20 protein-coding genes are annotated in these 25,349 nt (G+C 41.1%); 6 read left to right on the forward strand and 14 right to left on the reverse strand.

All coding sequences use genetic code 11. The features are described from left to right. Positions 1-451 precede the first annotated feature (451 nt). Together J7K40_06465 and murA are read right to left on the reverse strand one after the other, a co-directional pair. Positions 452-3,571 (reverse strand): PD40 domain-containing protein, encoded by a 3,120-nt coding sequence (locus tag J7K40_06465; protein MCD6162038.1) that lies wholly within the window; start codon positions 3,569-3,571, stop codon positions 452-454. Positions 3,572-3,905: 334 nt separating this feature from the next. Further along, positions 3,906-5,168 (reverse strand): UDP-N-acetylglucosamine 1-carboxyvinyltransferase, encoded by a 1,263-nt coding sequence (gene murA / locus J7K40_06470; GenBank protein MCD6162039.1) that lies wholly within the window; start codon positions 5,166-5,168, stop codon positions 3,906-3,908. Positions 5,169-5,295: 127 nt separating this feature from the next. Here murA and J7K40_06475 point away from each other — a divergent pair, with 127 nt between their 5' ends. From J7K40_06475 to J7K40_06500, 6 genes are all read left to right on the forward strand, one after another. Further along, positions 5,296-6,042, forward strand: a complete 747-nt coding sequence (locus J7K40_06475; GenBank protein ID MCD6162040.1) for a UDP-2,3-diacylglucosamine diphosphatase — start codon at positions 5,296-5,298, stop codon at positions 6,040-6,042. A gap of 622 nt (positions 6,043-6,664) precedes the next feature. After that, entirely contained in the window at positions 6,665-6,853 is a 189-nt protein-coding gene (locus J7K40_06480) for a hypothetical protein (GenBank protein MCD6162041.1), read from the forward strand. Positions 6,854-7,164: 311 nt separating this feature from the next. Beyond that, positions 7,165-8,697 carry a tetratricopeptide repeat protein gene (locus J7K40_06485; GenBank protein MCD6162042.1) on the forward strand — a complete coding sequence of 511 codons (1,533 nt, stop codon included), beginning with the start codon at positions 7,165-7,167 and terminating at the stop codon, positions 8,695-8,697. A gap of 382 nt (positions 8,698-9,079) precedes the next feature. After that, the gene (locus J7K40_06490; protein MCD6162043.1) at positions 9,080-9,373 is read left to right on the forward strand and encodes a hypothetical protein; all 294 of its coding nucleotides are present in this window, start codon (positions 9,080-9,082) and stop codon (positions 9,371-9,373) included. Between the two features lie 1,032 nt (positions 9,374-10,405). Then, positions 10,406-11,386: a sugar ABC transporter permease gene (locus J7K40_06495; GenBank protein MCD6162044.1), complete on the forward strand. Its 981-nt coding sequence runs from the start codon at positions 10,406-10,408 to the stop codon at positions 11,384-11,386. 275 nt (positions 11,387-11,661) lie between these two features. Continuing rightward, entirely contained in the window at positions 11,662-12,480 is an 819-nt protein-coding gene (locus J7K40_06500; protein ID MCD6162045.1) for a carbohydrate ABC transporter permease, read from the forward strand. A gap of 88 nt (positions 12,481-12,568) precedes the next feature. On the opposite strand, the gene J7K40_06505 is transcribed toward J7K40_06500, so the two are convergent. The 12 genes from J7K40_06505 to J7K40_06560 all read right to left on the reverse strand — a co-directional run bounded on the left by J7K40_06505 (position 12,569) and on the right by J7K40_06560 (position 25,247). Further along, on the reverse strand, positions 12,569-12,778 hold the full coding sequence (locus J7K40_06505) for a hypothetical protein (protein ID MCD6162046.1): 210 nt from the start codon (positions 12,776-12,778) through the stop codon (positions 12,569-12,571). Between the two features lie 217 nt (positions 12,779-12,995). Further along, positions 12,996-13,844, reverse strand: a complete 849-nt coding sequence (locus tag J7K40_06510) for a hypothetical protein (protein MCD6162047.1) — start codon at positions 13,842-13,844, stop codon at positions 12,996-12,998. Between the two features lie 44 nt (positions 13,845-13,888). After that, positions 13,889-14,362, reverse strand: a complete 474-nt coding sequence (locus J7K40_06515) for a hypothetical protein (GenBank protein MCD6162048.1) — start codon at positions 14,360-14,362, stop codon at positions 13,889-13,891. Positions 14,363-14,671: 309 nt separating this feature from the next. Then, the gene (locus J7K40_06520; protein ID MCD6162049.1) at positions 14,672-16,432 is read right to left on the reverse strand and encodes an N-acetylmuramoyl-L-alanine amidase; all 1,761 of its coding nucleotides are present in this window, start codon (positions 16,430-16,432) and stop codon (positions 14,672-14,674) included. Beyond that, on the reverse strand, positions 16,425-17,429 hold the full coding sequence (locus J7K40_06525; GenBank protein ID MCD6162050.1) for a dipeptide epimerase: 1,005 nt from the start codon (positions 17,427-17,429) through the stop codon (positions 16,425-16,427). The genes J7K40_06520 and J7K40_06525 overlap by 8 nt, the downstream gene beginning before the upstream one ends. A 258-nt stretch (positions 17,430-17,687) precedes the next feature. Then, a complete protein-coding gene (locus J7K40_06530) occupies positions 17,688-18,803 on the reverse strand; it encodes a C39 family peptidase (protein ID MCD6162051.1) in 1,116 nt (371 codons plus the stop codon). Continuing rightward, positions 18,793-19,578, reverse strand: a complete 786-nt coding sequence (locus J7K40_06535) for a C40 family peptidase (GenBank protein MCD6162052.1) — start codon at positions 19,576-19,578, stop codon at positions 18,793-18,795. The genes J7K40_06530 and J7K40_06535 overlap by 11 nt, the downstream gene beginning before the upstream one ends. Next, on the reverse strand, positions 19,578-20,741 hold the full coding sequence (alr, locus tag J7K40_06540) for an alanine racemase (GenBank protein MCD6162053.1): 1,164 nt from the start codon (positions 20,739-20,741) through the stop codon (positions 19,578-19,580). The genes J7K40_06535 and alr overlap by 1 nt, the downstream gene beginning before the upstream one ends. A gap of 324 nt (positions 20,742-21,065) precedes the next feature. Further along, positions 21,066-22,706, reverse strand: a complete 1,641-nt coding sequence (locus J7K40_06545) for a S41 family peptidase (protein ID MCD6162054.1) — start codon at positions 22,704-22,706, stop codon at positions 21,066-21,068. Between the two features lie 35 nt (positions 22,707-22,741). Beyond that, positions 22,742-23,383 carry a dTMP kinase gene (gene tmk / locus J7K40_06550; protein MCD6162055.1) on the reverse strand — a complete coding sequence of 214 codons (642 nt, stop codon included), beginning with the start codon at positions 23,381-23,383 and terminating at the stop codon, positions 22,742-22,744. Further along, a complete protein-coding gene (locus tag J7K40_06555) occupies positions 23,383-24,249 on the reverse strand; it encodes a DMT family transporter (protein MCD6162056.1) in 867 nt (288 codons plus the stop codon). The genes tmk and J7K40_06555 overlap by 1 nt, the downstream gene beginning before the upstream one ends. A 2-nt stretch (positions 24,250-24,251) precedes the next feature. Then, positions 24,252-25,247, reverse strand: coding sequence for a potassium channel protein (locus J7K40_06560; protein MCD6162057.1), 996 nt, complete (start codon positions 25,245-25,247; stop codon positions 24,252-24,254). Positions 25,248-25,349: the final 102 nt, after the last annotated feature.

Below are 25,349 nucleotides of genomic sequence, written 5' to 3' on the forward strand. Positions count from 1 at the left end.
TTCCCGGATTCCCCCGCCGCGGCGGGGGAATGACGCAAATGGGTAATCATCAAATTAAAATCAATTACTGAAATCTTATCTATAAATATTTAACAAAATAAAAGATGAAGTGCCGATGTTTATCGGAGTCGCCCAACATCACGCTGCTTTATGGGTTATGAAATAAGCAAGTTTCGATTGTTGGGTATTATTTTAAGAACTCTATAAAAAAGGCCGGACAGCAGTGAAATATTATGATAATTTCACGGAAAAGTGAAAAAGAGGGCGTATCCGTCAATGGCGGATGCCCCTACGCGCTGATATATATCAAAGCTAAAATGTCAGGTTTCTCCCTTTGGTCTGAACCCGACCTGCGAATAATTTACTGTGACAAGAGTTGATAAAGTCACAACCTCAAAGGGAGAAACCCGATACCTTAACTATCGAGGCTTGATAGCTGCTTGATGAAATATTAGTAATTTGCTCCAAACGAGAAATAATAATCCGGTTTATGAGCGATATTATACAAATCCGTAGCCCAGGCAACATCCCACCTTAGAACAAAAATACCAAGGTTTGCCTGTGCCGCGAAACCGACACCGCTTTTGGGAGTGCCAAATTTGGGGAAGCCTTTAGCTGTATCCCATAAGTAAAAATCATCCATTGTATCAAAAGCGGCGCCAATATCCCAGAACAGCGAGCCTTTAACCTGCGTCAAAACCATCCCCAAAGGCCAGCGCATTTTAAAATAATCGATAAATGGGTATCTGAGTTCAAGGTTCATTAAAACATATTTTTCACCGGAATATTCAAAATAATTATAACCCCTTAAAGGAACCACCATCTTGTTTATATAAATATCTTCCACATCATATATATTGTTTGTTGAAACGGAAGGATCAATCCAGTATGACGTGCCGCCAAGATAATATTTGCGGGCGTTTTCGCCAAACGATGCGCCGCCCGCTAACCGGAAAGCAAAATTATACTCATCTGCAAAATGAAAATACTTGCGGTAATCAACTTCCAGCGAGGTGAAGGAAAATCCCGATGATACGGCTTTTACCGAATGCTCCAAGGAAACTTTGTATCGTTGACCATAGACAGGACCAACTATGCCCCAAATAACGCCATCGGATACATACGATAAATTTCCCAACAGCAGATTAGAAGTTTTTGAGGGTAGATATGAAGCATCATCAAGATATTCACGATAGATAGTTATCTGGGAAAGGCTGCAATCAAGACGACTGAAACGTGTAAATGGGTAGCTCATCAAACCCCAGGCTCCGTAAATCCTATCTGAAAAATAGAGCCATCTATAATCGTCCCAGTAAATATTTTTATAATGAAATACACCTGCTCCGTAATCTATTCGATTGCCTAAGAATCTATAAGCAATTTGAATATTAGATTGGTCAATCGAATTAATCACATCGGTTATTATATAAAAATGATGGTTGCCAAGCATATCGGAGATTGAAATGTATGATTGTCCTCGAAGCCCGTAAAAATTATCATAGCTGAATCCGCCGGCTACCATCTCAGGCGAAAACTTAAGGGAATATTTATTTTTCTTAAATGTCCCATCTGCTGCCAGATATTCAAGTGAATCCGCTTTAATATCCTCTGCATGTAAATCGCTTTCAGATGTATCCTCGCTTGCAATTAAATCTGCGTCATCCTGTGTTTTTTCATAGCCAGCCCTAAAAATATACCTCGAATAATCTATATTTGGCTGTTCATCCCGAACGACAGCAGTATCCTCGGCAGATGCTAATAAAGGCTCCTTATCCGGGTATAGTCTGCCCGTTTCTCTGAATGAGGTTGGGGGAAGTTCATTATCCTCAGAAGCGGGTTTGATATCTTTGATAACTACAATATCATAGCCATAGCCATTAAAAACGCTGACTGCCATTTTATCTCCCTCCGGAGACCATGAGGGAGAAAATACGCCGGTTAAAATATCTGTAATCGGAAAATCCTCGTCTTTGGTGAAATCGTGAATATATATATTGGCTATGCCATTGCGGTAAGATACATAAGCAAGCATATCGCCATCGGGTGAATAATCAGGTTGAAAGCTCTTGGTGTCATCATTGGTTAAAGATTCGATGTTATTAGAATCTAAATCGTAAATAAAAATATTATAATTGCCGTAAACAAATGACGTATCTGATGTATCTATAGAATTATCCACCGGTCGGTCGGAGGCAAAGGCGATTTTACTGCCATCAGGCGAAAAATCGGCATCCGTCTCATCGTATTTATTATAAGTTAAGCGAACAAATCTATCCGCCTCGATATCATACATATAAAGATCAGAAAAACCGTTTTGAATGCCTGTTACAACAATCTTATCATCTTGGGGAGACCAGTCGGGATCTCTTAAGCCTCCGAGATGAGGTTTATATTTCAAGTATATATCCTTACTTTCAACATCAAGGAAGAATAAGGCATCCTCACCATGTGATTTGGCAATGAAAACTACCTTTGAACCATCAGGCGACCACGATATCCCAGAAAAATATGAATGCAGCGATTCCAGATCGCCGGATTTTTCCGCTGCTACGATTTTATCGATAACCTGTCCGTCAATAGCTGAAATCACGAAAATATCATTGAAGCGGTCCGAATACCCATCACGAGGGCTGGCTCTATCGGAGGTAATAACCATACGGTCTTTTTTGGGCGACCATTGCGGGTTTGAATTGAATACGGAACCATCTTCCCGATGATCTGTAAGGGCTTTGCCTATTTCGTCATAAGTGCTTCTCTTCGATAGTTCCGGCCAGTAAACCCGCCGCAGTTCTATCTGCCAATCTTTAGAGAGCTTTTCAATTTTAGTTCCGATAGAGGCATTCACCGCTTTTTCAATTGTGAATAGAGCTTTGCCTTTCTTGAAAAGCTCCGGGATTTTTTGCTCGCCATAAGTATCTGCAATATAGGCTATCAGCGCATGTCCGGCTTTGTAATTTAGCAAACCGTTTAACTGGCTAATTGGCGGCAGATACCCTTCAATAACGGCATCCCGCATATACATATCTTCCTCATAGGTCCAACCGAGATGCGAGGAATACTCGGCATATCCCTCCGCCAGCCATAACGGCATCCTAAAAAAAGCCCGGGATGATAGAATAGACCCTATAGCGTTTTCATACAACAGGTTAAATGTAACCGCGTGAGTTAGCTCATGATGAAGCACATGCCGAAAATTCTCATAAGAACCATCAAAAGGAACAACAATTCTGTTTTTAAATATTTCAGTAAAACCGCCAACACCTTCAGGCAAAAGTTCCGATGTTACATTAGTTTGCTGAAAATCATTAGGTGATGAATAAATAATTACCGGCACGCGGGCAGTTAGCTCATGGTCTAATTCATCTTTTATGATAGCATAAGCGTTTTCAAGCGCTCCGGCGGCAAAAGTCGCTATTGAGTCCTGATTTTCATTCATATATATGTCGAAATTATGAGTCTGGATATAACACCAATCATAGTTTTGGTAATGGACTTTATTTTGTCCGAAATACACCTCTTGCCCCATAGCGGATACGGCTAATATTATAATCAGCAAGATTATCTTCTTCATGATATTATTTCCCTTCGCTTAGATTTATTTTGATTTACCGCGTTTTTTAAAGGTGGTAATGTTTAAATACTTTGCATAATTTTTATGTTGTGTCAGTTCGTAGTCCGCCTAAGGCGGATGAACTGACACATTTTGCTCGACAAGAATATCGGCAGGTTACGTTTCATTACAGCCTGCCTGAACAGATGATAATATGCACCGCGCGTAGGGGCGTATTGCAATACGCCTCTATACGTTGCGTTCATAGAAAAACTTATTGTATTCAAAGGAATTCCAATTAATAATTATTTATCAACAAAATGCTAGAATAATAATTCTGCATTACCTTCTATTTTTACGCTTTCAGACGCTGTATATCGGCGCCGAGCTTCTGAAGTTTTGCTTCAATATGCTCGTATCCTCTATCGATATGATAGACCCTAAGTATCTCAGACTTTCCGGATGCCGCCAGTGCCGCTACCACAAGGCCTGCGCCCGCTCTGATATCAGAGGCCATAACAGAGGCGCCATTAAGGCGGTTTACACCGGTTATTACAGCCTCCTGCCCGGCTATTTTTATGTCGGCACCGAGACGGATTAACTCCATTACATGGGTAAAACGGTCTGTAAATACTGTTTCAATGATATGCGATATGCCTTTGGATATACAGCATAAAGACATCATCGAGGCTTGAAGGTCAGTTGGAAAGCCGGGATAGGGGAAAGTGGTTAAGTCGATAGACTCAAGCCTTCCGCCGCTGGAAACTTTCAAGCCGTTCTTTTGCGGTTTGAATTTCATGCCTGCCTTTTCGAGCTTGGCTATGACAACACTCAGGTAATCATCACAGCGAGGCTTAATCACGATTTCACCTCCGGTAATGCCGGCGGCGGCTATCATAGTGCCAGCCTCAAGCCGGTCTGGCATTACGCTATATTCAACAGGCTTAAGCCTTCTAACTCCTTCAATTTCGATTGTATTATTGCCGGCTCCTTTGATTTTCGCGCCGGCTTTATTCAAAAAGTCAGCCAGGTCAATCACCTCCGGGTCGCAGGCGGCGTTTACAATCGTAGTTTTTCCATCAGCCAAACAGGCGGCCATTATCACGTTTTCAGTGCCGGTGTGGGATGGTTTATCGAAATGAATAGCAGCGCCTTTAAGCTTTTTGATGGAAACAGTTACATAGCCTTTCCCTTCGGTAATTTTGGCTCCAAGCGCGGCAAAAGCGGTTAGGTGATAGTCAATTGGCCGCGGTCCCAAAACACAGCCGCCTGGAAGCGATACTTTCGCTTTTTTCAGACGCGCCAGAAGCGGCCCCATTACCATAAATGATGCTCTCATCTTGCGCACAAGCTCGTAGGGAGCCTCATAACCGCTTAAATTTGAGGCATCCATTATAACAATATGCTCTTTTTTGTCCCACTCTGATTTGACACCAAGATGGTTTAGAACGTTTAAAATGGTTTCGATATCAGCGAGATTTGGCACATTTTTTATTGTTGTTTTGCCTTTTTCGACTAATAATCCGGCAATAAGTATAGGCAAGGCCGCATTTTTTGAACCGGATATCTCAACAGTTCCCGATAATCTCTTTCCCCCGTGAATTACAAATTTATCCATAATTTTCCTGCTCCCGTTATTTTATTATACCTCCTGAAACTTATTTTAGATTCAAAAAGATTGCCTGTTTCAGGAGAATAAATTATACTGTCGCAGTTTGTAATTGTCAAATAAACTACGGGAGTTTATGAATAAAAGCCGCATGAATAATCATAATTTTAAAAATAGCGGGTCTGTTTACTTTATTTCTGATGCTCATCTCTCTATGAAAGACACTGCTAACGAGGAGTTATTGGTCGAATTCCTGAATACAATCAGGGAAAAAGCCAGCCATTTATATATACTCGGCGACCTTTTTGATTTCTGGTTCGAGTACAAATATGCTGTGCCGGCGGCATATTTCAAGATATTATCGTGTTTGCATAATCTATCGCAAAGCGGTGTTAAGGTAATTTATCTTCCCGGCAACCATGATTTCTGGATGGGCGACTATTTACAGCGTCAGGTTGGGATTACTCTGGCCGGCGATAGCCTCAATGTCGAACATCAGGGGAAAAAGCTGCATCTTACTCACGGTGATGGTTTGGCTTATGACGATAGCGGCTACAGATTCATCAAGAAGGTATTCCGATTTAAGCTTAATATCTGGCTGTATAAACTATTGCCGGTTGATTGGGCCTATAGGCTGGCATTAAGGACATCCGGCGCCTCGCGGGAATACACCTCCGTTAAGGGCAAGGATATGCAGGGCTATTATGATTATGTTAAGGTGAAGCTTCAGGCTAATTTTGATGCTGTCATTATGGGGCATACTCATCAACCAGAAATAAAGTCAATCAATAATGGATTGTACATAAACAGCGGCGACTGGATTGAGCATTACAGCTATGTTGTGTTGGAGGGTGGGAAATTTAAATTGGAATATTTCAAATAACAGGAGAAGATACGATATAGGGTGCCCCACTCCCGCCCAAGGCGGGAGTGGGTTACCTCATGGTCAAGTTATAGTTGGTATTGTGGAAAACGAGATGTTCCGATATCGATTGATAGTTATGAATTGTGAAGTTTGGCAGCTTTTGTGAAAGTATCCCACCCCCGCTTGAGGCGGGGGATAGGGCACCCGGGCAAGCACGCATCCATATTTTTCTATATTCATGCCGAGAAAGCCAAGTAGGTCTGGTTCTACGCCTGAGGAGCTTGTTGAAAAACCTAAATTATAGTCTTTGCAAGCGATTTGAATCAATCCGAATGTATGATATCAAACAAGTTACAGATTGCTGCGTTGCCCGAAGGCTACTCGCAATGACTTTTTCAACAAGCCCTGAGGCGGGGAGAAACCCGACACCTCCACATTGCCTATAAGATTGATGATTATTATTGAGTGTATCTTGAATAATAAACGCACTGAAAAGGCAAGTCTCGTCCGCGGCGGTGGATGTTCTACCTGCCTAAAAAACTTTGGGGAAACTTTAAAGATTAATAAAACTTGATTTTTGCCATAATAAATTTATTTTATACCAGTTACAATATAACTATTTGGATGAAGCGCAAATTTAATGACAAAGAAAAATAAATTCAAAGACAAGATTCTTTTAACGATATTTATATATTTTATTTTTATATTAATGTTGCGGCTAATCAGCTCCTTTTTCCCGAAAGAACGGTTATGGGGATTAAATCAAGCGGCTTTTACCGATTGGACTATCATCATTTACCCGGTGCTTTTTGTTTTAGGCCTCTACTAATTTATAAAAGCGCGAAAAGAAACAAATTTATTTAGCTTTGCCGAAAACGGCAGAGGATATAAGATATTTCCATGGTTAGCTATTGTAATCTCCGGAATCTGTTTTTACCTGCTGTCCGTTGATTCATATTTTTTAGGGGATGGTTATTCGATTCTTTCGATAATTCAGGAGCAAAATAGGGGTTTTAAAAAAATTGAAGCCGGTGCATCATTTGTCAGTAGTTTCGTTATATCGCGCTGCTCGGCTCATATAATTACGAAAATGCCCTAAAGGCATACCAAAGCGTTTCTATTATATCCGGTACTATTTTCATGATTGCGCTGGTTTACTATGGCAGAAAGATCACCGACAATTTATTTTCATATTACTCTTTTGTATTATTAAATGTTATTTCGGCTATCACGCTTCTGTTTTTCGGTTATGTTGAAAATTATTCATTGGTAACGGCGTTTGTATACATATTTCTATTGTCGGGGATATCGGCTCTTAAGAACCAGCGCAAATCGTTCGTACCTTATATAGCATTAATTATCGCCTACTTTCTTCATAAAATTGCTATAGTATATTTACCGGCTTTAGTAGTTTATACTTTGTTGACATTTACAAAACATAAGACCAGAAAATATTTACTGGAAAAGTTAAAATATCTGACACCCGGTTTAATAATATTATTTATAATCTTTTATGCATTAATAAAGACTGTTGGTCCGTTATTCTGGAAGTTAGTATTCTTATCGCCGGTAAAAGACCAATTCACTTTAGATAATTATACATTGTTTTCTCCAAACCATCTATTGGATTTTCTTAACCTGTCAATATTTATAATACCCATATCATTGCTGTTTTTAATTATTGTTTTAATTGACGGCAAAAGGAAAAAAGAATTATATAAATCAATCGCCGATTGGAAATTTTTAACATCCGCCGCCATTGTCGGCCTTCTGTCCGCATTTATTTTTGAACCGAAATTATGTATGGGAAGAGACTGGGATTTAATGTCGACAATGTTTATCGGAGCATATGTCGCCGGAATTTATTTATGGATTGACAGATATGGCTCAAATAAGCATTATAGTATTATAACGGTTCTTTTGTTAGCTATTAACTTATCGATATTCATTCCTTGGCTGTCGCTGCATAATTCAAAAAAAGGTCTTGCCGCCTACAGCTTAAATATATCCAAACTTGACGTAAAACACGGCAGATTCGGTCTGTTTTTAGCGATCGCGTTAAGTAAAATCAAGAATAATAAAACAGAAACATATATGCTTAAACAGTATGAAAGAATTAATTTCCCCGAAATTAAATATTACAACAAGGGATTGGAGTATTTAAATAAACGTGATTTCTCGAAAGCGGAAGAATATTTTAATATGGCTATTCGTAATAATCCTCAAGTCCCCGATTTATATTTAAAAAAAGCAAACTGTCAATTTTCAACAGGAAGATATAGAGAATCGTTAAATACGCTCAGAATCGCTTTAGCGTTAAATCCAAGTTTTTCCGCTAACCATTATTTGATTGCTTTAAATTATGCTGCTTTAGGAGACTATGATAAAAGTCTAAAATCTTTGCATAAGAGCATCTATCACGATAAAACCAACCCCGATCCCTATATGTCATTAGGCCATTATTACTATAACACCAACAAATTTGATTCATCGCTATATTATTTTACCTGCCTTCCGGATACCGTTTTTCCACCCGAGATATATTATCGGCTTGGATTGACACAGTTAGCAATGAATAAAAATCAAGAAGCATTTGCTAATTTCAGCAAATATATAGAAGTGGGCGCTGATTCGGCAATTATCAAAGAGATTAAAGCAAAATATATTAAGTAAGAGTTCCCGATACTTTCATCATTAGTATTTCGATAGCATATATGTGCATGTATTGTATACTTTAAAGAAATAAGGCGTCGGATTTGTTTCTTCAAGCTCATCTTCTACAGTTCAATTTATTAAGCTATTTCCACCGGTGCCTTCATGCGTCGCCAGGAACCCTTTCCTGACGATATGGAAATTCGAGTGATTACAGTGTAATAATAAAATGTGTTGGTTATACCTCATGATGGAGTAAAGCGACATCATGAGGGGTTTACATGTAAGTCCGGCGTCAGGATGTGTCCGCAGCCAAGCAGGTCGGGTTCCGACTCGCCGAAGGCGAGGAGAAACCCGACACCTCCACATTGCTATAAGATTGATGGTGATTATTGAGTATATTTTGAATAATAAACGCGCCGAAGAGGCAGGTTTTGTCCGCGGCGGCGGATGCCTTGCTAACTACAGGCTATTTATTTACATGTTTAACAATCAATTTAATAGCCGACCTTTTAGGGTCGGAGCGGGCTTAAAAAGCCCGCCTATTAAATACTTAGTATTGTTTCGCATCCCTCAGGATAGTCCGCCGCGGTGTATACCCTACTTGCTAATATACAAAACAAGCGAAATCCATCTTGACACAACCAGCATTTTACGCTTAGTATTCAAACATGAAAAAACTGCTTTTAATTATTAGCGTATTGTTAATATCCTGCGCCGGCAAGCAGGATACAAACACAATCGAGTTCTGGCAGTTCTGGTCTGACCCCAAAGCCAAACCGGTTATCGAATCGGCTGTAAGCCAGTTTGAGAGCGAAAACCCCGGCTGGAAAGTCAATATCACCGATTTGACCTGGTCGGATGGTCATCAAAAAATCGTAGTCGCTTTCGGCGCGGGCAATCCGCCCGACCTGCTGGAGCTTGGCTCGGATTGGATTGCCGAGTTTGCCGCCGGTAATGCCCTGTCGCAAATCTCTTATGACACCTCGAAATATTTCTTAGCCGAGCCGGGAATATTTGAAAACAATATTTATGCCAAGCCGTGGTTTTTAGCCTCGCGGATATTCTATTTCAACAAGTCTCTGCTCGATAGCGCCAATGTCGGCCTGCCGGATGACTGGGACGAATTGCTTGATGCCTGTAATACAATTGATGCCCTTGGGGATGACATTGCCGGTTTCGGCGCCAACTCTGCCGAGCCGCATCGGCTATACAAAAAGTTTTTGCCCTTTGTCTGGAGCTGCGGCGGCAGTATTATCAATAACGGCAAAATCAATCTCAATACACCTGAGATTCTAAAGGCGCTTGAGTATTACGGTAAACTTACAAAATGCGGGCAGGTAGAAACACAACGTCATCTTGAGGATGCTTTCTATGAGGGCAGGATTGGCTTCCTGATTTCAGGCGGCTGGTTGTACAAACGCCTTAAAACGATTACACCGTCATTTGAGTATCAGCTTGCGCCTATGCTTGGCTGTCATATGGGCGAGGTTGGCTGGTCATTCGCAGGCGGTGAGTATTTAGTGATGCCGCAAAAATCCGACAAGAAACAGGCGGCTCGAAAGCTGATGAATATAGTTACCCTGTATGAAAACACCAAAGCCCTGTGCGATTCGGTCGGGTTCGGTTATCCATCACAAAAAGACAATCTCTTGGATGAAACAGCAGAAGAGGCGTCAGTTTTTCATAAGCAATTGATACACTCCAAATCAACGCCTGTTCATCCGCGATGGGTATATATCGAGAGCATCATCGAGGAGATGGTAGAGCAGGTTACGCTGGGGCGGATGGCTCCCGATACGGCAATCGAAAATGCTCAGGCAAAAATCGAGCAGGCTTTAGGAAATTGAAAAAGCACAATACGCTAATCCTTATATCGCCGTGGCTGTTAACCCTTCTGATTTTTTGGGCGTTTCCCATAGTCTATTCGCTTGGCTTGTCGTTCACCAACTATTCGATATTCGGTAAAACATCATTTGTAGGGTTTGCCAATTTTATCAAACTGTTTTCCGATTCATCATTTTTGCAGGCTCTGAAAAACACCTCGTTTTTTGTCTTTGGCACTATCCCATTCACAACCGTTATCGCCTTGATACTGGCTGTGCTGATTGCGGAAAAAGTACCCGGACATAAGATATTCCAAGCGGGATATTTCATCCCCTCGATAACCTCAATGGTAGTTATCGCCCTGATATTTTCAAGCCTGTATGCTCGGGATGGCTACTTACATATATTGGGCCGGTTAGCCGGCATAGACGTGCCTGCCAATGGCTACCTGTTTTCAATCTCAACAGCCCTGCCGGCAATTATGGTAATGGATATCTGGGTGGCGATAGGCTATTATGTGCTTCTATTCTTAGCCGGCATCAAGAGCATCCCGATTGAGATTAACGAAGCCGCCAAATTGGACGGCGCCGGTTTTTGGCGGCGGCTGTATTCGGTAACATTGCCTCAGATTACGCCCATATTGTTATTCATCTTAGTGATTAACACTATCAGGTCGTTTCAGGTATTTATCGAGATATACGTAATGACCAAAGGCGGGCCATTAGGCTCGACCTCGACTGTGGTATATTTCGTATTCGAGCAGGGCTTGCAGAAATTCAATATGGGATATGCCTCGGCGGCGGCGTATTTGCTGTTTGTGATTATACTCGGGTTCTCGCTTTTGCAGATGAAACTGCTAGCGCGCCGGGGGTCTGTAAATTGAGAGTGCAGAAAGAAAGCAGGTCGGGCTCCGACCGGAGGGAGAAGCCCGACATTCTTAGGTTGACAGATAGTTGGCGCACGAGGACGTACGCCAACCGCGAAAGCTTTGGTTGATGATAAAATTGGGCATATGCAATACGCCCCTACGCGTGATAGCATGTATATGTTATCCCTCAGGATGGAGTAAAGCGACATCCTGAGGCGTTTACATGTAAGTCCGGCGTCAGGATGTGTCCGCAGTAGCGTCCTTCCATCCTGACGCATATAAGGAGTTTTTTGAAACAGCCGACATATAAAATATTTCTTTCGATACTTATGGGGTTTGTGCTTATCGGCATGCTTTTTCCGCTGTTCTATATGGCGATAGTATCATTCAAAGATGTTTCATTATCAAGCGGGTTAAATATATTATTCGGCGGAGATTTCACCTATGACAATTACAGTCAAATATTTTCCCGCGGCGGTATCGGCAGATATATGTTCAACAGCATGTTCGTAGCGATGGTAGTAACTGTCGGCAATATCATTTTCTGCATGATGTCCGGCTATGCGCTGGCGCGGCGAAATTTCCTTGGCAACAAGCTCTTATTCATATCGGCTGCGGCTGTGCTGATGATACCCCAGCATGTAGTAATCATACCGGTGTTCATCTTAGTCAGCAAGCTGGGATTTCATGACACTTACTGGGCGTTGATACTCCCCTGGCTGGTGAATCCGCTGGGGATATTTCTGATGCGGCAATACATCTCGAACCTTCCCGATGACTGCGAGCAGGCGGCGCGAATAGATGGCGCCGGCGAGTTTCGGATACTTTTTCAAATCGTAATGCCATTATGCAAACCGGCTTTGGCGGTTCTGGCGGTGCAGGTATTCTTGACTAACTGGAACTCGTTTTTATATCCGTTCATACTGACATCCTCGCCCAAGCTTTACACTTTGCCGGTTGGTTTAGCCATGATGCAGGGCTTACAGCAGATAAATCTCGGTCAGTTGATGGCGGGTTCGACAATTGCGGCATTGCCGGTGATTATCGTATTCCTGTTTTTCCAGAGACAGATTACCGAGGGGATAACGGCGGGGGCGGTTAAGGGGTGATTGCATATAGTTGGCATACGAGGACGTATGCCAATCACGAAATTGCCAATGTGGGCGGCACACGTCCCCGTGTGCCCCATCGCTAAAGTTATTCTTCTTTTTTCATCTTCTTGAGTTGAGCTGCCAAAGTACTCCAAATAAATATCAAGTGAATACCTGCTCCCGCCGAGAGAATAAGAGAGATTTCATCATAGCATCCTGTGCCTTTCAGCTTTAAGGAGCATCCGATGATTACTGCTCCCCAAATAATAGCGCTTGCTATTATAAAAATTCCGATTGTTTGTTTTTTCTTATCCATTTATTCTCCTTTTAATTGTTTTATAAATCGTTCGAGCACTTGGGATATTTTCATGTTGAAAATTATGAGATACATTTTCTATTGTCAAGTTTAAACCGGTTTCCTCAGCAAGCAGGGTATCCGGCGCGGCGGACGAGACCTGTATATACGGTTCCCCGGCAAAAATAGGCAGGAGTCGGGGACTCCTGCCCTACTTAGCTGTATGAATTAAATAATCTTAGTTACCAATATTATCATATAACAACTTATAGAATTCATTGATCCAATCACATGCTTCATCGAAACTTTGTGATAATGAATCATCTAATATCTCTTGTTTTTGACCTATTGTTACTCTTGAAGTTTCATGGTTTATATTTACATTTATATGACCTTTATGAGTCAAATCTGTTCGTCTTGAACAAAATTTACTAAAAAATTCTGGCATTTGGGGCATATCTAGAGATTCCTCATACATCTTATTGAATTCTTTGTTTTCATATTCTATTCTTTGTGATAATGCATAAGAAAACTCGATGTAGAGTACTAAATTCTTATATAATTCAATTAAAGGAGTTTTTTCCATTTCAGGAAGATCAATCTGAATTACCGTATTATGGATTTTTATAATATTAGTGTTACTCTTAAAAATATTATCAGGGATTACCTTAGATGTTGGCACCAATACTTGTGTTGTATTAACCATTGTACTTCCAGATATTGATGTGCCGTTTGGTTCAATATATGTTGTTTGATTAAGGTTCCAATCTATACCTGCCGCTGTAACTTCAAAACTAGGGTCTTTATACTGTATTGCATAACAGTTAAGTATGTCTTGTGTATTTAATTTTTTAATTTCTTTAAATTTAGAATGTATTGCTCTACATTCTACTTGAATTATTCCCATGGCATCTCTCATTAGTAATAGATAGATTGTGATTGGAATTCCAAAATTCGTTTCTTTTAACAGATTGCTTTTTTTTGATTTATCATTTTCTAATTTCTTGTATAATTTTATTTGATAAGGTATTCTTTTCTGATCATCATAATCGCTAAAAAACTTTCCATAATTTCCATCCATTTGCATATTAGCATCCTTTCAAGATTATGTGTGTACTGATAACTTGAAAATTAGTATCCTAATTCTTCTCTAAATTCATCGCCATATTCTATAAACATCTTTTGGGCATAATCAGTAGCTTCTCTCTTAGCATTGGCAATATCCTTCCGATGATTATTCTTTAGTGCTATTATTTTACTTTCATAGTTTCTTATCAATTTTTCAATATTATCTTTATGTTCGATACTTAATGATTCAATTTTGCTCTTCATATTATAAATGATTATATTTTTATGGCGAACTTCTTTTTTTAACCGCTCATATTCTCTTGAGATATCTACTTCCGGATCGGTTACTAAATCTAAGACTGTGTTTACTTCATTCAAGGTATTTTTACATAATGCCAATAAGGATTCTGATTGTTTTACTAATTGCTTTCTAGTCTGGTTGTCAATATTCAATTTTTCAATATTTTCCTGAACGAATGAAATTTCACCATTAAAACGATTAATAATATCCTCTAAATAAGATGCATATCCCATCATACCCTCGTTGTTAATTGTTTAAATCCTTGTTTGTATTATCATATACTATTTACATTGTATCCAATATAAAAATTTCAAACACCGACAAATTAAGTTAAACCTTGAAGTATTAATATTCCCATATTGCGCCTTTTTCTTTAAGTGCTACGGAATTATAACCAACCACTTGTAATGTATTATATGCATATTGTAATGTCAATTCAATAAGTAGTCAGGTAGTGCAAAATTTTCGGAACCTATCTATTCGACTCGATTACAAAAATGGGCAGGTGTCGGAGATCCTTCACCTGTTAGCTATCACTAATATCCCTACTCCCCCAAATAATCGCATATCCCCTGATAAATCGCCTTGGCGCATTTGCGCTGGAACTTGTCGGTCTTCAACATCGCCTCCTGCTCGGGGATCATCATGAAGGCGCACTCGACCAATACCGCCGGGCATTCGGTTACGCGGCACAATGCTAAATTGCCGTAATATAAGCCATGGTCGGGAAGCTTGGCGTTTTTGAGAAGATGCTTATGTATCGCCTCTGCCAGCGGGCGGGCTTGATTGAAATAGTAATAGCAGGATGTGCCGTTATGAGTATACGGGTTGATGCCATCCGGCAGAGCGTTGTTGTGGATGCTTATCAGCAGGTCGGCATCCCATTTTGAGGCTATATCCACTCGGTCGTAGATTTCCAGGTGCTCATGCCCCATACGGGTCATCAGCACCTCGACGCCTTTTCTCATCAGCATCTGCCGCAGTTCATGGGCAATCCACAGATTGGCGTCTTTCTCTTTCAGACCGGTAGGTCCTACCGCGCCGAGGTCATGCGAATGGCCGGGGTCGAGACAAATTCTTATATCTTTAAGCGATGGTTTCTTCTTCAGCTTCAGAATAAACTCATCATTTTCGTAGTAGCCTTTGTAACCCCAGTAATGCTTATCATGCCAGCGTATATGCAGACGGTAAACGCCATTCTGCGGTTGTGTCCACCAGATTGATTTAATATATTTGCCGGTATCGTTAAGCCGTATCCAATCGGTGTCGGTATTCAAGCCGTAAATATCGACTGTCATCAAATTGCCGTCGGTGTGAATCTCATACGGCAGTTGGTCGCCTATCTTCATGGCAACCCGGACATACTTCGGGAAATCATCGGCGACAACAAACGAGACCTCGCCCTTCGGTATCGATGCGCCTTCCTGTTCGAGTACAGCATCAGATTTTTTCACATAGCCGGTTATATTATCTGCCAGCTTTACCCTGTACCAGTCGGGTAGCTCGCCGGTGCAAAGCATCCGTACACCCTCCGTCTGATTAACCAGTTTGTAGCCCTTACCCGGCGCGGTTCTTACTATATGCGGCCGGCCCACAAGGCTTATCACGCGCGGCGGGCAATCATCAAGCCTGACAGCGTAATAGTCGGTTGAGTCAGTCTCAAAATCCTGCCATAGCGTGACGCCGTTTGAATCGATAACATCCTGTTCATAAAGATAATAAACGCGCGATGAATCATTGATATTCATCATTGGCAGGCAACCAGTATATAACGCATAACTGCTATCATCAGTCGAGGATTCCATCTCTCCGAAAACGCTGGCAGTCCGCCATGCTTTAGTATCTCTATACATCTGAGTCCAGGTTTCATCATGCTCAAAGGCGCAGTAAATACGGCCATTAGTTTTCGCCATAAAAGAAAGCTCGAACGCATCATCAGACATAAGCAAAGTTCTGCCCGATGGTTTTATCGTAGAGCGGTCTATATTGCTGTCGGATGTGTCCGGCAATCTGCCCACCTGAATATTAATGGTGGTTATGCAGACATCGCTGTCAAGGCCGGAAATTATATCAAAGGCAAATTCGCCTTTCTCAACCGGCAGAAACGCCAAGAAACCACCATTCTTGTAAATATCAATATCGAATCCATTGATGGCAAGGTTGGCTTTCGGGTTGGTATTACCGAATATGAAAGTGGAATCGACAGCCGCAATCTGCTGGCTATCTTTCGGGTATATTATCTCAAGATGGTTCTGTGATAGAACCGGAATAGTAAGTATTAATAACCAAAGAAATATTTTATGCATTGTTTTTTTTCACAACTCCGATACCGGGTCTGTCGGGATATTTTAGAAATCCATTCACCGCTTTTGCGCCGTCATAGGGGTCATCCCCGATAAGCACGTTGCCATCGAGATCGACATAATCGACAAGCGGCGCAAGCATAGCGGCGGCTGAAATCGACACCGATGTTTCCACCATACAGCCAATCATGACTTGCATCCGCAAAGCTCTGGCAACCGTTATCATCTTAAACGCCTCGCGAATACCGCCTGATTTCTGAAGCTTGATATTGATGCCATCGACAATATCCTTATACAATGGAATATCCTCGGCGGTCATAACGCCCTCATCGGCGATTATCGGCAAGTCGATTTTCGAACGCAATATCCTTAGCCCCTCATAATCTTTCCAGTGAAGCGGCTGTTCGACAAATTCGATATTATATTTTTGAAGATGCTTAATTTTCTGTATTGCCTCTTTCAATGTCCAGCCGGCATTGGCATCAACCCGTATTCTGGCGTCAGTAGCCTCCCGAACGGCGGCTACCATATCGATATCGCCGGGGATGCCGACTTTCACTTTGTAAACCTGATAGCCGGGATTGTCCTCCGTTTGTTTTTTCATCTTATCAGGCGTGCTGAGTGAAATTGTATAAGAGGTGGCGATATCATCGCGGGGCGTGATGCCCAAAAGCTTATACACGGGGATATTCAGTTTTTTGCCGATTGCGTCATGGATGGCTATATCGATGGCGGCTTTGGCGGCGCCGTTGTTAGCCGCAACCAAATTCAATCGTTTGCAGATATCCTCGAACTTGAATAAATCATTGCCGATAACAGTTTCAGCTCTTTTGATAAAATCGCAAACTGTTTGAGCTGTTTCGCCGTAGTATTTAACCGGCGATGCTTCACCAAGGCCACCGTCGATTTCAACGATAACAACTTCCACCTCATCGGCAGCACCGTGAGTGGTGCGGAAGGTATTGATTGGATGGATTCCTATTTTTTTGAATTTAATCATATCATATTCACCAGATTGCGGCTGATGTATGTCCACCGCCCACGAAAGTTCACCTCAGGCGAATACCAACCATAAAAAGGGCGTATCCGCCAATGGCGGACGTCCCTACGCGAGTTAATTATAGAAAAAGATTGTTTTCTTGGCAATCCTCCCGGTCTTTGTGTCTGTTCCCCGCAATGATTGTTTGTTATCAATCTATTTAGAACACTTAATATTTGATAGTTCCTTTATCGACATTAATAAGAAATTTTACATCCATTACTCTGGCCACAAATGATACGCCACTCCTCCATGACCGATCCAGACAGCAGTAAGTTCATCAATATCGTAAGCGCTAATACCATCAGAAACAGTACGCCCATAAGGGTCGTTTACCAAAACGCTGCCTTTGCCGTCAAAACCGCGAACGACTATAATATGACCATCGGTTCGAGTATAAGGCGCATTATGAAGCTGGCCGTTTTCAAAACTGATGCTTATTGCGACAGGTTTGCCGCTATATATCTCAGCTGCGATTTCATTAAACGAGTTGTGTCTGCCTATCCATGAATTTTTTAATCCAAGCAAATAAGCCGCCTGAATATTATAAAGCCAATTGCCGTATATATCATTATAGCTATCATACGCCAGCTCGGATACCTCAAGGGGGCTATAACCGCGGCTGTGATAGTTTAATACCATAGCTATGCTTGCCTGACTGCAGGCTTTGCCGGAAATGGAATCGGGCAGAGAATGCTGGGATACAAAAGGCACTGATAGAGCTATTGCTTTTATATCGTCAGATGGATGGCGGCTGTGAGTGAACTGCCGCAGGTTTGCCTTGGTGTTGGAATAGCAAACGCTGATGCGGTCTAACAATAATAAATCGTTATTACTGCCAATACAGGTCAATGAAAACCTATAGTATTTCATCGGCGCATTTAATCTTATTATATCGGTATCGAGTTTGCCTATGCCTTCGATGTTCTCCGAAGCATTACTATATTTGCAAGCAGAAGACACATCCTTGCCCCATTTCTGATAAGCGAAATCATGCCACGTTATACTATCATCACTAACCGAAATGATAAAATATAATCCGCTTGAAAAGGTAATATCACAATTCCACGAAAGCAGTATTTCATTGAAATCGAAATTGGTTTTAACCGGCGGCGATTCGAGGTATCCGGGATAATCAAGAGTATCCGGTTGTATTTTGTTTTTGTTATGATTTAACGATAGATTCTCAAACTCGAATCCACCCCAGTCTTTGCCCTGCTCATAACAATCAACATTATGAATACTGAAATTTCCGCTGGCATTTTGACGTATAATCACAGCCAATGCCAAACATACGATAAAAGCGGCTGATATGCAAACCGCCTTAGCTTTCAATAATTCTCCTTATGGTCTTAAGGTCAACATCCAACTCTTTAAAATAATTGGGCTCGGATGAATCAAGGCTGTTGATATATACTCCGCCCTGCGATAGGCTCGAATGGATATACTTCCGATCATTTAATGCGATAGAAACATGGTTTTCGGCAAACAATAAATCGCCGGGTTTAATCTTGTCTCTTGAGATTTCCCTGCCGACATTAATCTGGTCTTTCGTGTCGCGCGGCAAATCGATTCCAAAGAATTTGAAATTAGTCTGCACAAAACCGGAGCAATCAAAACCAAAGAAGCTTTTGCCGCCCCATAGATAGGGCACACCTATAAACCTTTTTGCGCTGTCGAGAAATACCGACATCATATCGGGAGTAAGTTTTGGTGTTTGGTTAAGCGGTACAATATCATCGCTGACAATATAAATATCCCCATAGCGAGCCGATTCGCAGACAGCAAATTCGCCAGCCAGTCTTTTTACTTTAATAGTGGAAGTAAACGGCAGAATAGCTGCAGTTGGCGCCCTCTGGTCGGCGCCGATATAGGCAACAGCAATTGATGCCGATACAATATTGTCGTCAGCTTCCTGAAGGCTTTCATCATAGTAAAAACTATTGCGGATATATCCCTCGTAGCCGTCTTTTAAACGCACTAACGAATATTCTTCGACTTTTTTAATCTCTTCAATTGTTTCATTAAATAAAGCCTGGCTGATTCTTTCTGAATTAAATTCAGGCTTCGACCATATATCAGCGATGCCAACATTAATTTTATATGACATTATTCTCCTTTGTAAATTCTCGGCAGCCTGATGGTAAAACCAGATATAAGCTCATAAGAGAACGAACCTGCCAACTCGGCTATTTCATTAGCGGTTATTGACTGGTCTTTTGATTTTCCCAACAACACAACTTCATCGCCTTCCTTAACGCCCGGAATCTCAGTAACATCAATCATCATGGCATCCATGCAAATCCTGCCGATGATAGGAGCTTTATAGCCATTGATGAGAACATAGCCCTTATTGGAAAGAGACCAGGGATAGCCATCGGCGTAGCCTATGCCTATAGTAGCCGCTGTCGTATCTCTTTTTGTAATAAAACTGCCGCTATAGCCGACAGGTTTTCCGGCAGGCAATTTCTTTAGGCGAATAATCCTGCTTTTCAGGCTCATAACAGGTTTGATATCGATATCGATATTTTTCTTGGGATGAATACCATAAAGCAATAGCCCAATCCTGATTAAGTTGAAATTCTGATTGTGATGGAATAAAAAGCCGCTTGAATTTTCAATACTCAGATAATGGTCTTTAATGTTTAAGCCGGTTTTTTTGATTGCGTTTGTAAATTCAGCAAACTGCGATTCCGTGAATGTGTTGTCGCCATTGGCCGAGTCGGCAAGGTTTGTTGTAACGCCAATTATTTCTATTCCGGTCATTTCAGAGGCGGTAGTTATAATATCTTGTATTTCGGCACTATCAACGCCATATCTTCTCATGCCGGTTTCTATTTTGATAAATACTTTAACTTTCTTCTTCATCGAAACAGCCGCTTTGTTGAGCGCATCAAGATATTCTGTTGAATCGACAACGGCAATCATTCCCGCATTTACAAGCCTTGATGTTCGCTCTATAATATCAGGATAAAGCACGGCTATCGGGATTTTAATGCCTGCTTTTAGAAGCCTTTCACCCTCTTCGATAAAAGCGACTCCCAGTAAATCCGCGCCGTATTCCTCAGCCTTAAGCCCGATTTCTATAAGACCATGGCCGTATGCGTTTGCCTTAATTACTGCCATAAAGCTTGTATCAGCGCTTATTCTGTTTTTTATTTGCTGGAAATTATGCCTTAAAGCGTTCAGGTCGATTTCCAGATATGCCGGACGTATCTTATTTATATCTTCAACGGATAATTCTGTTTGGCTGCTGCCAGCTTTTGTTTTCACTGTTAATCCTTGTATTTTCCCATCTCCTTAGAATAATTTTGTTTAAAAAATTCAGATTAAATTTTAATAACAGACTCTCACCCAATCGGCTATTATTGCAAAATTTTCTGATTACCAAACGCCGCTTAGCAACCAGGGGCAACCGGCTTAGGAAGCTATTAAATTGTCGGAATTGTCGGAAGCAGCTTCCAACAGCGCAAAATTTAAACTGAATAACCTCCTATTAACACAATATAAGATATATAACCTTTTGTTCCAATAATCTATCATTTTTTTTATTTTATCGAAAATCTTCGTGATGTTGTTTGATGAAAAGGCGGCAGGCTAATAATTGGCCAGCAGATTATCATAGGTTTGAGGATTGCCTAAAACCATCCCAGCTTTAATTAGCTCAGGATGGGTTTTCAGCCAAACAAGTTCATAGGCTTTCCTTTTGCCCAATCCCTGAGTAATAAATGATTCATATAAAATATCTTTTATCTGCGAATGCAAAGTGAGCATCTCCTTATCAGATTTTTTCTCGAGGATTTTTTTAATATCGTCAACATAACCGCTTAAATTGTCTTTATTGAGCCAATCTTTGTTTTGGTCAACAAACTGGTCGAATGCGCTGAATTCCGGATTACGGTAAACATATTTTTTTTTCTCAATATAACCGATGAATAGACTGACAATATCATCGCTTACTACAAAGTTTTCATCGATGTCAAGTTTCGGGCCATATTCAGCGACAAAATCGGTTACATAGCCCAAGGTATTGATATCATCCAAGAACGGCGGAGTTTCAAGACGATCAATATATATATCCGGGATAATGCCGCCGCCGCCAAAAACCGGCCGGCCCGATTTAGTATAGAATAGTATATTTCTGTCTGAGTTTTCCGGTTTTGCTAAATTGCTTAGGGATGTATCTTTCTGAATGCACCTGTTTGAGGGCGTATAATATTTTGCCGTAGTCAGTTTAAGCGCCGAGTTATCGTCAAACTGCATTATCTGCTGGACAAGCCCTTTCCCATATGAGGTCGAACCTACAATAAGTCCCCGGTCATGATCCTGAATTGCCCCGGCAACAATCTCGGCTGCCGAGGCAGTCTGGTCATCAATTACAATAACCAAGGGTCCTTTATTATAAATACCGCCCTCTCGGACTTTATATGTGCGCAGGGCAGCCGATCCCCTTCCCCTCGTTTCAACAATTTTGTCATCTTCATTTAAAAAAATTGACGCCAACTCGACAGCCTCATATAACAAGCCGCCAGGATTATTCTGCAAATCGATTATCAAGCCGCTGATTCCTTTATCCATCAACAATGAAATTAAAGATTCCACTTCCAGCGCTGTTCCCTCAGAAAATCTCGTTATCTTTATATAACCGTTATTATAGCTGTCAATACACCAGCAGGGAACAGGTTCTATATGGATATTTTCACGTGTAAATTCTATCTCTATATGTTTCGAGAAAAGAGGCCGCCAGAAATTTATAAACACTCGACTGTCTTTGTCGCCTCTCAATAAATCCCGGCACTCCGAGGCTGACAGACCTACAGCATCAAGGCTGTCTACTTTAATAATTCTATCGCCAACCCGGACATTCGAAGCAGCTGCTGGGCTTCCCTCAATTACCGAACTTACCCATACCGTATCGGAATGCTCTTCGAGTTCTATCCCGATGCCGATATATTCACCCTGCGTCTCCTTCATAAGATAATAATAATCCTGATCGGATAAATATCGGCTGTACTTGTCTAAATCTTTCATCATGCCTTTGATGCTTGAATTTATCATCTTTTCGGGATCAAGAGGCAAAACATATCTGTCGGAAACGGTAATGGCTATTTTATCAAAAAGACGGATAAAACTATAAAGGTCGTCATCGGATGCCCAGGCAAACCCGACTGCTAAACATAGTAAAAAAATAGGCCCGGTTAATATGCCGAGCTTATTTAATGAAGGTTTATTTATCATCGTTAGTTATTAAGCGGGTATTTTAATCTAAGACGCTACGTATTTTCAAATTCACTGATTACAATTTCTTGAATTTTCCGCTTAACAGTATTAATATCGTCCTCGCCATTTACGACTTTAAATCTGTGCTTTTTATGTGTTAAAAGGCTGCTATTTCTTGTTGCAATCTGCAAATATCCCTGCCTGACTGTTTCAAAAAACTCGGTTCCTTCAGACTCTATCCGGTCGGTTTGTTTGCCGGTCAACTTAAGCCGTCTCAATGATTCGGCAACTGAAATATCTACTATAATTGTCAAATCGGGTTCGAGTCCGCCAGTCGAAAAATTATTTACGAATTCTACATCCTTAATTGGCAGACCTCTGCCATACCCTTGATAGGCAGTGGATGAATCATAAAACCGATCACAGATAACTGTTTTGCCCGAATCATGCGCCGGTTTGATAACCTCCTCCACAACCTGCGCTCTCGCAGCATTATACAGTAAAAACTCAGTTAGCGGAAACATGCCGTCTGAACCTTTATCCAAAAGCAGTTTGCGTATTTTCTCCGATATCTCTGTCCCGCCAGGTTCGCGTAAAAGAAGGGTATTATACCCCTTATCTTTTAAAAACTTTCCCAACAGCCGACACTGAGTGCTTTTGCCGGAAAAGTCTATTCCCTCAAAAGTAATAAACATCATTGTCCTCTCTCAGAAAAAACCAACACCAGTGAAAAAATAATTATCACACCGCCAATTATAGCGCCAATAGTCGGATATTCGCTAAATATAAAAATAGCCCAAATCGAGGCGAGTATCGGCTCGCCTACAATTGATAAACCGACTTTATGGGCCTTAACATGCCTTAAAGTATAATTATATAATGTATGCCCAACCAATGTCGGGCCGGCGGCAAGCAGGAAAAAATACCAATAATTTGATGACTGATATGATGCCCCGAATTCGCCCTTAACCATCACTATTATCCCCAATGTTAATGCTGCCATAGAGTAAGCTGTAAAGATATACGGCATAGTGCTTAATCTCGGGCGGACAATTCTACCGATAAACAGGTAGCAGCCAGCCATGACCGCTCCGGCTAATGCCAGCATATCGCCCCATAAATACTCTTTTTCAAGGCTGAAGTCAAATCCTGCGATTAAAATAGTGCCAATTATAGCGAGTATAATGGAAATTATACCTTTAAGCCCTGTCTTTTCCTTAAGAATTAAACTGGCTAAAATGGCTACATATACCGGTTGTGTTGTAACCAAAACCACCGAGGAGGCTATTGACGTATGATTTAATGATTCTATCCAGAAAAAGAAATGCCAGCCGAGAAGCACTCCGGCAAGAGATGTAATCAGCAAAGAATATTTGGTAAACTCTCTGAAATTGCGGCGATAGACAGTCAGGACAAATGGCAGAAGCATTACTGCGGCGAAAATCATCCTGTAAAATGCTATAATTGTGGCAGGAGCATCACAGGCTCTTATTAATATTGCTGCCCATGAAACAGCGAAAACCGCAGGAATTAATGGCAGCCAGTTATTCTTTAGTTTCACTTTCAGGCACTGCAGAATGATACAAGTTGTTCTAATTGCTCGGAGGTTCCAACAAGTATCAGAGTATCGCCCGCCTCGATATAAAAATCGGGCGGCGGATTGTTATACATTTCTACCCCCTTCTTCTTAGCGGCAATAACCGTTATTCCCAATTCCGACCTGATACCTGAATCCTTCAGGATAGTACCCTCTAATTTAGAACCGCTTTTAACGGCGATTTCCTCGATTCTCATACCTTCATCAGCGCCGCCGGAGGCTACTGTCATGAAATCGACAACGGCAGGTTTTATAGCCGCCTGAGCCATACGAACGCCAGCGGCAATATGCGGAGAAATAACTTTGGTGGCGCCGGCTCTTAATAATTTGTTGTAAACACTATCGTTATCAGCCCGTGATATTATAAATAAATCAGGGTTTAACTGCCGGGCTGATAGAGTTATATAGACCGCATCAGCCTCCTCGGCAACAGTATTGATTAAAGCTGTTGCCCTTTCAATTCCCGCAATTTTAAGGTTCTCATCATCAGAGCTGCTGCCTTTAATATAAAAATAATTATTTTTTTCTACCAACTCAATCATTTCAGCTGCACGTTCGATTACTACGAACGGAATATTATTCTGAGCCAGCTCGCCGCAAACAGCGCTGCCAACCCGTCCGAAACCGCATACTATGTAATGACCTTTAAGTTTGCCTATCTTTTTTATCATTTTCCTGCTCCCTAATATCTTTTGAAGGTGCCCATCTAAAATTGTATTGAATAAAAAACTAACGATAAATCCCCAGGAAGGGAAAACGCCAAATATCACAAAAAATATCGTAAATAGTTTGCCCCAATATGAAAGCGGATGAACCTCATGAAAACCGATTGTAGCCATCGTTATGATGGTCATATACAGTGAATCAATTAAATCCCAGCCTTCGATAATCTTAAATCCGATGGTTCCAACAATAACTACAGCCGGAAGAAAGAGAAATACTTTCCTTAATTTATTTTCCATTATATTTTATATCGGTTGTGCTAAGATTATTTTGACAAAATCGGGATTATAAATAGACAATATTACATAACTTTGGCGCATTTTCATTGATAGTATCTGCAA

Source organism: Candidatus Zixiibacteriota bacterium, assembly GCA_021159005.1.
Taxonomy (GTDB): domain Bacteria; phylum Zixibacteria; class MSB-5A5; order UBA10806; family 4484-95; genus JAGGSN01.

Bases quoted from the DNA above. Each gene is read 5' to 3' on its own strand.
- J7K40_06495 (MCD6162044.1), top strand. From the start codon at position 10,406: ATGGGTATATATCGAGAGCATCATCGAGGAGATGGTAGAGCAGGTTAC.
- J7K40_06525 (MCD6162050.1), bottom strand. From the start codon at position 17,429: ATGATTAAATTCAAAAAAATAGGAATCCATCCAATCAATACCTTCCGC.
- J7K40_06510 (MCD6162047.1), bottom strand. From the start codon at position 13,844: ATGCAAATGGATGGAAATTATGGAAAGTTTTTTAGCGATTATGATGAT.
- murA (MCD6162039.1), bottom strand. From the start codon at position 5,168: ATGGATAAATTTGTAATTCACGGGGGAAAGAGATTATCGGGAACTGTT.
- J7K40_06475 (MCD6162040.1), top strand. From the start codon at position 5,296: ATGAATAAAAGCCGCATGAATAATCATAATTTTAAAAATAGCGGGTCT.
- J7K40_06545 (MCD6162054.1), bottom strand. From the start codon at position 22,706: ATGATAAATAAACCTTCATTAAATAAGCTCGGCATATTAACCGGGCCT.
- J7K40_06515 (MCD6162048.1), bottom strand. From the start codon at position 14,362: ATGATGGGATATGCATCTTATTTAGAGGATATTATTAATCGTTTTAAT.
- J7K40_06505 (MCD6162046.1), bottom strand. From the start codon at position 12,778: ATGGATAAGAAAAAACAAACAATCGGAATTTTTATAATAGCAAGCGCT.
- J7K40_06520 (MCD6162049.1), bottom strand. From the start codon at position 16,432: ATGCATAAAATATTTCTTTGGTTATTAATACTTACTATTCCGGTTCTA.
- J7K40_06560 (MCD6162057.1), bottom strand. From the start codon at position 25,247: ATGGAAAATAAATTAAGGAAAGTATTTCTCTTTCTTCCGGCTGTAGTT.
- J7K40_06485 (MCD6162042.1), top strand. From the start codon at position 7,165: ATGATTGCGCTGGTTTACTATGGCAGAAAGATCACCGACAATTTATTT.
- J7K40_06480 (MCD6162041.1), top strand. From the start codon at position 6,665: ATGACAAAGAAAAATAAATTCAAAGACAAGATTCTTTTAACGATATTT.
- J7K40_06465 (MCD6162038.1), bottom strand. From the start codon at position 3,571: ATGAAGAAGATAATCTTGCTGATTATAATATTAGCCGTATCCGCTATG.
- J7K40_06535 (MCD6162052.1), bottom strand. From the start codon at position 19,578: ATGTCATATAAAATTAATGTTGGCATCGCTGATATATGGTCGAAGCCT.
- tmk (MCD6162055.1), bottom strand. From the start codon at position 23,383: ATGTTTATTACTTTTGAGGGAATAGACTTTTCCGGCAAAAGCACTCAG.